At 48.1% G+C, this 12,347-nt stretch carries 8 protein-coding genes; 1 reads left to right on the top strand and 7 read right to left on the bottom strand.

Going from position 1 to position 12,347, the window contains the following annotated elements; translation table 11 throughout:
• From WC734_05850 to WC734_05830, 5 genes are all read right to left on the bottom strand, one after another.
• Window positions 1-2,593, bottom strand: a 2,593-nt coding sequence (locus WC734_05850; GenBank protein ID MFA6198638.1) for a M23 family metallopeptidase, incomplete at its 3' end; no start/stop codon positions are given.
• Between the two features lie 101 nt (window positions 2,594-2,694).
• Entirely contained in the window at window positions 2,695-3,249 is a 555-nt protein-coding gene (locus tag WC734_05845) for a hypothetical protein (protein ID MFA6198637.1), read from the bottom strand.
• Window positions 3,250-3,496: 247 nt separating this feature from the next.
• A complete protein-coding gene (locus tag WC734_05840) occupies window positions 3,497-4,156 on the bottom strand; it encodes a hypothetical protein (GenBank protein MFA6198636.1) in 660 nt (219 codons plus the stop codon).
• 248 nt (window positions 4,157-4,404) lie between these two features.
• Entirely contained in the window at window positions 4,405-5,715 is a 1,311-nt protein-coding gene (locus WC734_05835) for a radical SAM protein (protein MFA6198635.1), read from the bottom strand.
• Window positions 5,716-6,411: 696 nt separating this feature from the next.
• The gene (locus WC734_05830; GenBank protein ID MFA6198634.1) at window positions 6,412-7,731 is read right to left on the bottom strand and encodes a radical SAM protein; all 1,320 of its coding nucleotides are present in this window, start codon (window positions 7,729-7,731) and stop codon (window positions 6,412-6,414) included.
• 86 nt (window positions 7,732-7,817) lie between these two features.
• On the opposite strand from WC734_05830, the gene WC734_05825 reads away from it, so the two are divergent.
• A complete protein-coding gene (locus tag WC734_05825) occupies window positions 7,818-8,699 on the top strand; it encodes a hypothetical protein (GenBank protein MFA6198633.1) in 882 nt (293 codons plus the stop codon).
• A gap of 49 nt (window positions 8,700-8,748) precedes the next feature.
• On the opposite strand, the gene WC734_05820 is transcribed toward WC734_05825, so the two are convergent.
• Together WC734_05820 and WC734_05815 are read right to left on the bottom strand one after the other, a co-directional pair.
• Entirely contained in the window at window positions 8,749-10,806 is a 2,058-nt protein-coding gene (locus WC734_05820; protein MFA6198632.1) for an ATP-binding protein, read from the bottom strand.
• 758 nt (window positions 10,807-11,564) lie between these two features.
• A complete protein-coding gene (locus WC734_05815) occupies window positions 11,565-12,347 on the bottom strand; it encodes a ThiF family adenylyltransferase (GenBank protein ID MFA6198631.1) in 783 nt (260 codons plus the stop codon).

The following is a 12,347-nucleotide window of genomic DNA, read 5'->3' as shown; positions in this document are numbered from 1 at the left end:
GACCACCGTTCACATCCAGACGAGCCGAGTGGTCGTCCTGAACCGTGAAACCGGGCCACTGGAGATTGATGTAGCGCGGAGTCCAACAAGCGACCCCGCTGGTGAAGTTGCCGTTGCCGATGTAGCTGTTGGGGTCGAGAACGCAGGTGAGTGGCGGTGTGCTGATCGGATACATCCTGATCGGACGCAACCGGAACATACTGCCATCGATCCGACCGAAGCCGAAGGCTAGTTTGGCCACCGAGGTGGTCCGCTTGGCAACGAATTCGTATCGGTGCGGTACCCAGGCTTCGGGTGGCTGGACGTAGGCCTCGGCAAACCCGCAGTCGTAGTACTGACCGTTCTCGAAGTCCGACAGGCCGACGTAGGTCTCGAAGCTCTTGACGTTCTGCTGTTCGTATTCGATCGCGTAGCGCTGTCCGGCGGTGATGGTATAGAGTAGGAACGCCATTTGCGCGCTCCAGATGTCGGAGTTGTTCCCACGGACGACGATCTCGATCAGGTTGGTGGCAAAGTTGATCTCTCCGTGCTCGGGTGGCCAGACCCTGATGTCAAGGCAGTCCGTCCGATTACGGAAATCGTGGTTGGCGATCATGTTGTTGGGGTCGGGAGTGCAAGGTGCTGGCGGAACGTATTCCGTCAAACGTAGATCACCAATCCAAACCGAGCTGTGCACCCGACCGAAGAAGAGGTACAGCGCGAAAGTCGGGTCAGCCGACTGCGGCTGGAAGATGTAGCTGAAGTGCTTGTCAGTCCACGCGGGCATCCGATCCTGCCAAAGACTCCAGGTACCGCTGGTTTCACCGCCGATCGCTATCGTTACGGCATCCCCACAGTCACCTGAAATATCTCCGGACAGTACGTACCGTTTCGCCGGATTCAGCACTAGGTTCCCCTGGTAGAGCCAACCGTCGTTGTACTTGCGCGCCGGGTCGGTGTTGTTGAAACCAATCCGACAAACGGCATTTTCCGTTTCGTAGCTCGCCCAAGGATGACCCGCCTCAACGTGAAAGTCGAAGCAGTCTAGACAGCTGGCGAAGTTGCCGTTGGCAATGAGGTTGTCGGTTGACGTCGTGCAGCCGGTGGTAGCCTTCACTAGGTCGCCGCCAATGCACCGAGCCAGATCGATTTCCTCAACATTGTTTCCGTTATACTCCAAACGCCAGTGTTTCCCGCTCCGCCACTCGTAGAAGTCCTGCGCCGTGTGTCCGTTGATCTCGAACTGGTCAATCGTAGGGCAACCGTATTTGGCTACGTCGCCGTTGCGACCGAAGTGATCGAGAATCGGACCAGTGACGGCATACGCTTCATTCGTGTTGCAGGAAGGGTTGTGGATTGCACCGTTGGAGTCGTAGAAGAACACCCACCTCGTGCCGTTCGGTGACTGGAAGTCCTGAACGTCGTATCCGCCCCAGTCGTGCACGCGGGCTGTCCCGCTGCCGCCTGGAATGGCGTGTCCCACGTTTTGGGATCCGCCGTGCCGATTGAAGCACTCCACGAACAAGTAGCTGGTATCTTTGTGCCAACCATCTTCGTAGTAGCCTGGCGCACAGAACGGGTAATAGACGAAATGCGCCTGGCCGTTGGCCCAGACTATGCATCCGTCGGTACATTCCTGAATTGCCGTTATGCCATCCAGTAGATTGATTCTATCGCCCACGTGTTCCTTGTAGTGGTCGTGGTAGTAGCTGCGCAGGTTGGACGGAACGTTGCTTTCGTCCTTGATCGGCATCTTGGCGGGATTGATAGGTCCACCGCGCTGTGTCCAGAACATCCAAAGTCCGGAATGCAGAACGACCGCCGACCTGGCTCCACCGAGTGCGTCATAGACGATCGCATTGTCTCCGAAGAATCCGCCGTCGAAGTTCCAAACGACGCAATTCTGCGGCATTCCGCGAGCGTCGTAGAGACTGCTCGGTTCCCAAGCGTTATACCAGGGGTGGTTCGGATTGGCCCGTCTGGCCGTATTCACGTCCCACATCTGGTACTCCGACTGCCCGATCATGGCTTCGCCGTAGCGCGAATATGCCATGTCGAACAGGTTGGTATTTCGGGAGGTGTAGTAGATGTCCTCTCGCATATCAGAGTTACCGGAAATTGGTTCGGGCTTCAGTCCATCGCCACTATCATCATACCATACGTAGTGCAGGTGCGTCCCCGCATGCGCAGTACAAGCGTGTCCTTCCACGACTCCCGTATTGCCACAGAAACTAATCACCTGTCCTTGCTTGACCCACTCGCCTTTACCAACAACGAGTTGGCAATTGTGACCATACCTGTTCCTCTTGCCATCAGGGCTTTCAATCAGAAGGTAGCGTCCATAACTATCATTTTTGCCAGCTTCTTTGACCACCCCCGATTGGACTGCCAAGATTGGCCTGCCGTATGCGTTGCAGCCGGACAAAACAAAATCCAGTGCATAGCGATCGTCAACCCAGGCATACCCATAGTCTCTGTGCGTCGCCGTATTGTAACCCCTGGAGCACAACCAGGTCTCACCCGGAAGATATGGCAGTTCCAAAGCTTCCTCGGCAATACTTGCTCCAGCGCAGAAACACAAAGCGCACACTGCGAGAACGGCCGCGAATCTCATGACAATTCCTCCTTGTCAGTCTGCCTAAACTAGCCACCCGAAAATGCATCTATTTCTACCGTCTTTACGGTTTAAGTTTTGTAATGGGCTATCAAGAACCTCTATATTATTTTTACCGAATCAGTTATTTGTAGCATTAACGCTTTTTGCGCAGCATTATTGTATGCGCCACCAACAATCAATACGCGTGTTCCAGATAATGGAATATAGGTGTCAACATATTCTCCTACATATTTTCCGTATATACGTACGCATTCGATACCATTGATGGTTATCTCTGTGGGCGTTTGGTAGCTTCCTTCAACAACGTCCGCATCTACTGTCTGTGATCGGACATACTCAATTAATGACAAATTTGCATCTTTGTTGCTAGTGGTTACCAAAATGTTTTGCGCTCTATCTGGCGAATCGATATTTACAGCACCGCTATCATTGCTAACTATCCACGTCTTTGGATAAATAACCGAGTAACCAACGCTACTATTTCTATACGTATCCCAATCTGTAATGGTTATCGTGGTATTCGTGTTAGCGTCCGAATTACCACCATCGTCTTTCCCAATCTGCCACCACACTAATCCCCCCGCTAGCAGTACAATCACAACGATGCCAATAATGGCTGGGGTCGAAATGCCTTTAGAATTGATGGTTTTCATACGATTTCCTTTCATAAACGAAACGACGGCGCTCCCGTAGGGCCCGTCTTCCCATTTATCGTTAATCTATTGAATATTATTGTTCCTGTGGGATACATATGTCATGTTATCCCTTTATGTACCCACTGTCAAATCTCAACTCTCCGCCTGCACCGGCATTGATCCGCTTTCAGATGCTTCGATTGGAATCTGGAAGATAAACGAGCTCCCCTCCCCTAGACCATCGCTCTCTACCCAAACCATCCCACTACGCCCCGTTAATCGATCTAATAAAACTCTTTTCGGTTTTATCTATATTCTGACCGAATATATTCGTAAACAAACCATCAAAATCGCCGTAGTAATAATTTTTCTCTAATGATGAGATCAGCTTTGTAACCTTTTTAATCGAGTACTCTTTGATCAAAAACCTAACGAACATTTGTGCCGTATTGTAGGCATAGTAGTTGGCGTGTTCGTCCCAACCTTTGGGAGTACCCAGCACTTTGCAAAAGTTTTCTTCAACACAAATCAAATCTTTGCTAACGTTGAATCCCGCGACATACGAAGAGAATCCTTCATCCAGCCATTTTGGCATCCTATAACCACGAGAGAGTATGTCAAGGAAAAGATGTGCTATCTCATGTTTCAACAACGGTTTAAAATCCTCCTTATCGTGGGTGCTTTCCTTGGCTAAAGCGTTTGGGTGCAAAATATCGATACTGCCGGAATACGCGGCGTTGGCTACCTCCCATGGCTGGGTTTTCCTCTGCAGTTTCTCCTCAAACCCTTGTCTGGTTTTGTGGATACGTATATCAAGAGACTTCGGGTTTTTATCAAAATATTTGGCTACTTCCGCATACGCAAGAGAGGCCATTTTGGCTAATGCTTGATAATCCTTGCCTTTGTAATCAATGTGAATTTTCATATAACCTCACTATAGATATAACAGTTTAAAATAAAATGGGCAAGAGGATACAGATGACCTCTTGCCCAGACCTAGGCTACTTGTTGCACTTGTTGTCGCAGGAGCGACAGTTCACGCAATTGCAGCCGCCGCTGGAAACGCGTCCGACAGGGTCAAAGTGCTCGACGGACTTCGACGAGCGGTTGATGACCTCGGCGGGTTTGACGAAGAACTGATTCACTGCGGTGTACATAGATTCATCACCTCCTCTACACCGGGAGAATGGCCTTGTTGCCCAGTAGTCGCGATACGATCGCGACCACGTCGTCGTTCGTCAGGCCAACCTCTGGCGCCAACTCAGCAGGCGAGAAGGTTCCTTTCTGGCGCATTGACTGAACGACGTGGAAACCCACAGGCGTTAGGAATTCGACATTCGTACCGACGTAGACGATCCCGCCGAAACTTTCCTGCCGAAACCTCGCTAACGGGTTCACCCTAACTCTATCTTCGGCCGCGACACTACCGTCCAGCTTTTTCCTGACAGGGAGCTTGGCGATCCTAGTCCGATCGCGTATCGGCTCCGACATGTACATGTCTTTACCATTGTAGCAACCGTGTAGCGCTTTTGACGACATACGACAGCCGTTTTCGCAAATCGCCGTGGCCTCGCACGCAATACACTCAACTGGCAGCATGGACTCCTCTGTCCACGGCGCCATCCTGGTCCAAATGTCAGCCAGGTTTTCCTGCAGCATGTTGCCAAAGGACTTATCAGCGTGAATGCACGGTTGAACCATCCCAGTGGATGAAATGGCGCAGGACGATACTGCCGCTGAGCAAATCAGATTTCCGAAAAAGGAAATGAATTCATCCTCCTCCGCTTCATCGAACAGACACCGGGCGATCGGCTCCAACGTGTCCACGTTAACACTGAACGTTTCACCAACCACCAGTAAGTCTTTCAGTGCTTGCTTGCATTCACTGGAGCTGAGAACATAGCAGCGGTTCGATTCATGTGATGGAACCATGGGAGTGGCACAGAATGTGCTAACTCCCAGACCACTTACGATCCTGCCAACTTCGATCACCTCACCACGATTGAGTGTTGAGACAACCATGTTGGCCGCCACCGACAGACCGGCCTGGACTAGATATTCAATCCCCCCGATGGTTTGGGAGTATCCATCCTTTGCACCAGTGATATGGTTGTGTGTCTCTTCTCGACCAAGGATTGAGCAAAGTACGTGGTCGAGCCCCTCGCTTTTCAACCGGCTGGCGATGGTGGATGTGACAAGGGCCGCGTTAGTGTTAAGACCAACCTCCATTCCTAGCCTTTTGGCTTCCATCAGGGCGGTAAATAAGACACTTGGTCTCAATAGTGGTTCACCACCAGTAAGAGTTATGACGCTGACACCATGATCGTGCAACGTGGCGATCACATTCAGGACTTGGGCAGTGTTTAGCTCGTCTTTGGAGCTTGTTTGGCAGTACCGCCAAAAGTTGTAACAATGACGGCATCTGAAGTTGCAGTTCTCGGTCAGTTCAAGCTGAACATCAATCGGGCCAGATAAACGTTGCATTGCTACCTCCAGCTACTGGGACTTCTAAACCTACGCTTTGGCACTGGTTTAACTAGATATAAAAAGAACGGGCTAAATACCGAAGCCCGTCTTCTTCGTTACTGCTATTGTACACCTTGCCAGATAAAAAGCAATGTCTGGTTATGCACAATCGCGAAATATTCTAAAACATAACAATTTGGATATATTGCATTGAAAGTTTATATTGAATTTCTAACTCTCCGCCTGCACTGGCAGCGAACCGGTTTCCGATGCCTCTATCGGGATTTGGAAGATAAACGAGCTCCCTTTCCCTAATCCCTCGCTCTCCACAATAATACACTATCACGTTAATCAATTTGCAACTTAGCTTTAACAGATTTTTTCGAAAGAAATAAAATAGGGGCGTCAATTGGTGCCTCTAGGCATATATCAACACTCCTTAGGCCGCCAACCCTGAATGCGCAATATGCGCTTAGTGTCTACTCAAAGACGCTGGCGATACTACCCGTTGCAATTGCAGGTGCAGTCACTCGCATCGCAATCGCACGGGTCGCAGTCGCAACTGGGAGAACTGTCGACACTTCCGCTGACCAGTTCGCGCTGACGCTCGGTCAAGGCATTGCTGTCGAGCAACGAACCGAACTGGTACGTGACAGACGCACTCATGGCATACTCCTTTCTGCCGTGGTAGGACTGTTTTGTGGAGGCCAAACGTTAAGCGGACGAACCTTCACCGGCGATGAGGATCCGCCTCTCGACGAGGCCTATTAGGAACTGGGGTGAAATTGTCCCCTTCAAATCGGTCTGGGAGAGATCCTTACCGACCAGACCTTCTAGAAAACCTGTCGTCGCGGAATCGAAGATCCCGATGCAGCGCCTAAGAAACCAGACTGAGCCGATTGGCTCTCGACGCCAGCGCAGTTCCGGATTTAGACGAAGGATCGACGGGATCACAACCTCCCGCCTACGTTTCTGCTGCTCGAGCCGGTACCCAGCAATCGCGGCTTCAACGTCCTCTAGTTGCATCAACGGGTCTTCGGCGCGTAACGATCCATTCACTACCAGGGAATCAGCCCGACATCCACCGCCGCAGAGAGGCAGAGCTCGGCACGTTTTGCACGTAGACGGAATCAAAGAACCATCCCGCCAAGGAAGCAATCGACCCCAGAGTATGGTTAATGGTTCTGAAAAGATATTGCCTGCACTCTCCTGGACGTGGGTACAGGGACGAAATTCGCCAGTTGCAGAAATCGCTGCCACCGAGACACCAGCTGAACAGCGCCGCCCGAACGTCATTGAGTGCGCGTTGATGTCCCTAACCCCACACATGGGGTAGACTGTGAGAACCCCGACCGGTATGTTACTCGCGCGTCCAGCTGCACCGAGATCCGTCAGGTACGTACGAAACTCCTGAAGATCCAGAGCGTAAGGACTAAAATCCGGGCAATTCAACGGAGACGCGGCTCGAGTCGCGTTGAACATTTTCACGCCCAGACCCTTGCACAACTCCGCGGTCTCTAGGATGTATTCGCGATTGAGACGGGAAACAACCATGTTCGCCGACACCGCCAGACCAGCCTGGACTAGTAGTTCGATACCGTGTACGGTCTTCTTGAAAGCGCCTTTCCGGCTGGCCACCATGTCATGGATATCGGCTGTCGGCCCCATCATGGAGGTTAGAATGCTGACCAGATGACTGTATCTTCCCAAGCGTTCAACGTCAGATCCGGTCAGACCAATGAGGCTTGTGTTGATGGAGGCACGGAGCAAGGGTAAGCGCTCGATCCGATCGAGCATCCGGTACAGCGCTCGCTTATTCAGTAGCGGCTCACCGCCCGTGATGATGACCTCAAACACCCTTGAGCGCTCTAATTCATCCATGATATAATCCACTTGGCCAGGCTGCATGATGGCGCAGCCATCGCACGCCTCATCATCATGGCGCCAGTAGTTATAGCAATGAATGCATTGGTTCGGACATGCTTCCGTAATCTCGACCTGGACAGAGAGAGGGGCTAATAGATTCTTATACACGCTATCCTCCTTTTCCTGCTCGTGTTGTCAAACTCGTGTTGTCAAACGACAATTGAATGGCTTAAGATTAGTAAATTCGAACAAAAATGTCAAGCCCCATCATCACAATCACCATTGATGCCGAAAAAGATATTGACCGTTTCGTGTTTTTCCTTACGAACGAACAATATCGCGCGAAACGTCTGCGCATACTTCAATTTTATCCCTCGCTCCGCAACCGCATCGAGAATGGAGAAGGGTCTCTTCTCACTGTTGTTCGCAGCGAGATATTCAGTATGTACAAGCGATTTACGGTTCAGCTCCAAACTATCGTTTCGCTGGCAAAGAAGGAGTTTTCAGAATCCGAATCCGTCTTCGCCGCTCTAGCGCAAATTATGAATTTTCCCCAGCTAGAAAATCGTTCTTACGTCTCCGTTCCGACATTTCTTCCCTTTAGCCCACTAGAAAATAATCTGTTTTATTTTTCCATCGCAATGGATATCGCGGGACGACCGCATACGAACTATTCATTTCTCGCTATCGGAGTACATGAGATATCGCATTTCATTTTCTCGGAGCAGTACGAAATGATGACCGAAAAAACCGGCCACATTCTAAATAAGCCAACCTATCATTTCGTGAAAGAGGCGCTGACGGCGGCTGTCATGAATCAGCCCGAAATTAAAAATTTCTTTAACTACCCGTCACTGTTCCATTCCAACGAATACCCCGGCAATGCTGAGCTTCGTGATCTTTTTATTGAAATAAATGGGAAGCGCCAACAAATCATAGAGTTATTTGTGAGAGAGATCATCCAGAACCCGGATGGATATATTAACGGATTGAACAATTTGTGCCAACTACTTGCCAAGGCAAACGAAGCATTCTCCGAAAAGTGGAGGCTTTGGAATAATCAGCCGAATATTGCGGAAGAGAAGCAAGACTGGCTAAGGACATACAGCCAGCCAATCAGACTATTTGATAACTAGGCATTATTTCCAGTAAACTTAGAGATCGGATTATGTGTTATCTTGATTTTTAACTCTCCGCCTGCACCGGCATCGATCCGGTTTGGGCCGCTTCGATTGGAATCTGGAAGATGAACGAACTACCTTTCCCTAGACCATCGCTCTCCACCCAGATTTTCCCGCCGTGCGAGTCGACAATTCTTTTCGCGATATACAGACCCAAACCGGAACCGTCGGGCTGAACCTGGGCGATGTTTTCACCGCGCACAAACTTCGAGAACAGTCGATCCACGTCTTCTTTGGGAATCCCCCGACCGGTGTCTTTGATGGCTACTTTCACATGACCATCGGTCTGTTCGGCGGTGACGGTGATCTTGCCTTTTTCGGTGTATTTGATGGCATTATCCACCAGGTTGAGTATCACATCTTTCAGTTTGTCGGCATCAACCATCACCGGTGGCAGAACTTTTTTGGGTTCTTTGAATTCCACCTTGAGCCCTTTTTCATCGGCGACTTTGATTAACTCGGCGATTTCGGAATTGATCAGATCTTCCATTTGAGTCGGCTTCTTGGTCAGGGTAAACCGGCCGGCTTCAATCTTTGAGACATTCAGGAACATATTAACCAGGCGGATCATCCGCTCGGATTGTTCCAACAGCTGAACCATCAGTTCATTGAGCGCCTTCGGCACCTTGCCGTAATCTCCGCCCACGATCATGGACAGATAGCCCTTGATGCCGGTTAACGGCGTGCGCAGTTGATGCGAGGCAATGGAGATAAACTCGTTCTTGGCGGTATCAAGTTGTTTCAAGTGGGAATTAGCTGATTCCAGCTGCTTGTTGGCGTCGCTCATCTGCTCGACCAACCGGACGTTGCGGGTGACGATGCCCATCTGGTCAGCCAGAGCTTCCATCATTTGGACTTCGTCCTCGGAAATTTCAGTTTTGCTTTTTTGAATGAGATATACGATCACGCCGATAACCTCTTCCTCGATCCGGATCGGCATGGCGATGATCGTCTTAGCGTTGACTAGCTTTTGGATCGCCCCGCAGATTGGTTTTGGCAACGGCGGATTGAGAAAATCGGCAATTTTATCGGATATCTGCATCACGCCCGTACGCATGGCCTCGGTCGCCAAATCTTTATCGGTCATACTGCCACTGTATTCGGTGATCGGCTTAGGCAATAATTTCAAGGCGGCTCGGGTCAATCGGGTCGAGGTGATCGCTCCCGGATATGACCGGTCGCCCTCGCGCAACATGATCACGCCGCCAATATATCCCAGCTCGCTGGCCACGCCGTCTACGATCATCTGGGTGACATTCTTGAAATTCAGCGAACGATTAATTAGATTAGTAATATGCTGCAATGACGACAGGTACACGTTACGATTTTTCAACTCGATATTAGCCAGCTTGAGATCGTCAGTGGCGCGCTCGACTTCGACTTTCATTTTATCGCTAAATGCTTTCACTTCATCGTACAGTTTGGATTTTTCAATCGCTGACCCCATCTGCGGACCAAGTACGCGGAGCAGCTGGATGTCGTGATTGCTGTACACATCGCCGGAACGCTTCTGGCCCAACACCATCAATCCGGTTACCTCTTCATCGACAATAATCGGCGCCACTACCGCCGCACCGATTGATTCCAGCTCGGCGTGGGAACGTTCCAGCGTCGAGCGCTCTTGCTCATTCGAAGTATCGGAAATCTTGCGTTCGAGCTCTTCGACCACCACGGTCTTTTTGGTGGTCTGGAGATAAGCGGCGGTTAAACCTTTGGCATCGAGGCGGAGCTTATCGTGCCCATCACCGCTCGCGACTAGAGGCAGATACAGCGTGCTGTTTTTGTCCTTTAGCAGGATGTGCGCGTCCTTGATCTTTAGCAGTTCGACTAATTTTCCCGAAACCGAATCCATTAAGTCTTGGGGCTCTATTTTCAAACTGATGATTTCAGACAATTGCTGGATCGCTCCAGTGTAATCAATGCTGTCTTTGAAGAACACGGCGTCGGTGATCCGACCCAGGGCTTTTTTCAATGGATCAAAGCCGAAGACGATGATGAGGGCGACAACAACTGTTGAGAGTGTGTTTGACCCACCAGCTTTTTGTATGAGCTGTCCAAACACAATAGTAACAGATGTGAACGCTAATGTTACGAATACGATAAGAAGAAAATATATTATTGATCTTGAAATGATAACCCGAATATCAAGCAATCTGTGTTTGATAATTGCATATGCTGTAAAACCCAGGAATATAAAAATGCTTTGTATGCCTATTGAACTATATTCCTGTATACTAAATAATGGTAATAATATATTAGTTATCGTACCCAGTAATGATGATATTATAAGGCCTAAAAACAAGTATCTAATTTGTTGCTTTTCAATACCAGTACGACTTTTGTAATTTCTAATTAATAAATACAGAGCTGCTAAAATGTATGAGCTGAAGTATATTATCCAAAAATAATAAACTATTCCATACGTAAATTCCGAACCCCACGGTTTAATGGTCGTATAATTAACAATTAATTTTGTTGGCAGCAGTATCAACAAAATTAGTGTTGGTAAATAGATTAATAATTTAGTTTTTTGTCTAACTTTACGTCTAATAGGAAAGATCAAGCTGAAATTCAACAGTAGCGCGGGCATAGTAATGGCGCCCACAAAGACCATTTTGCTAAGTAGTAGCGCAAAGTTGTTATTGCTTGCATGATCGACGAGATGTGTAAATAAAACCCAAATATCTATAGCAAAGACCAACAACCCGAATATGGTACGTGTATTGTTTCTTTTTGAACTCCTAATAGTTGCGATACCAATAACTATACCCAACACTATTACTATGTATGTCACTATGGTCGATATGTCTATACTCTCGTCTAACATTGAACTACATCGTTAAGGTCAAAGTATATTATTCCAGGCAATTTTTTAACTTGATCACCTTTAATAATTTTCAATATTACTGTGTTTATTGCAGCTGCATTAAGCGAGGATGCAATGGCAAGCTGTGGTGAGTATTTAAATCTTCTTATCACATCAAATATCTTATCAATATTCTGTGATATATACTTTGGTGCGCAATAGTTGATATTGCTTAATAAATGACGATATAAATCACCATTTGTGACAATGTTATGATTTTCTTTAATTACTGAAGATATAGAATCAGATGTTTTATCTAAAACAACAATGACTACTCCATAACCAACGTTAAACGGCAGGATGACTATTTTATTGCTAACAGTGGCCTCCGTGGTTAATTTAATAAACGTATCACCAAAGTCAATTGTGTTTATTATTATATCTGAATTGTTTATAACCAGATCAACATCTTTATTATTAATATATTTTGTACGAGTCTTAACTTCGCAATTACGGTTAACATTTAATATCTGTTTTTTCAAACAAAGGGCTTTATTTTTACCTACGTCTTTTATTTCAAAGGTCTGCCTATTTAAATTTGATATTGAGACATCATCACCATCCATCAACACAAATTTTGTAAACCCAACGCGCGCACTCATAAGTGCAACATTACTCCCTAAACCGCATCCCGCAAATGCTAAACGAGTTTTAACAATATCTCGTTGTAATTTGTAATCTATAAATACTTTATTACGACTAACGAGTTCTGAATAATATTCGCTTGAGTTGTGCAT

It is taken from the genome of Patescibacteria group bacterium, from assembly GCA_041661625.1.
GTDB lineage: Bacteria > Patescibacteriota > Patescibacteriia > JAHIZJ01 > JAHIZJ01 > JBAZUB01.
Note: the sequence above shows the minus strand (reverse complement) of the source record. Positions and strands in the feature narration are given on the sequence as shown.

Excerpts from the sequence above, each read along its gene's own strand:
- WC734_05845 (MFA6198637.1), bottom strand. The coding sequence starts at position 3,249 with ATGAAAACCATCAATTCTAAAGGCATTTCGACCCCAGCCATTATTGGC.
- WC734_05840 (MFA6198636.1), bottom strand. The coding sequence starts at position 4,156 with ATGAAAATTCACATTGATTACAAAGGCAAGGATTATCAAGCATTAGCC.
- WC734_05835 (MFA6198635.1), bottom strand. The coding sequence starts at position 5,715 with ATGCAACGTTTATCTGGCCCGATTGATGTTCAGCTTGAACTGACCGAG.
- WC734_05825 (MFA6198633.1), top strand. The coding sequence starts at position 7,818 with ATGTCAAGCCCCATCATCACAATCACCATTGATGCCGAAAAAGATATT.
- WC734_05815 (MFA6198631.1), bottom strand. The coding sequence starts at position 12,347 with ATGCACAACTCAAGCGAATATTATTCAGAACTCGTTAGTCGTAATAAA.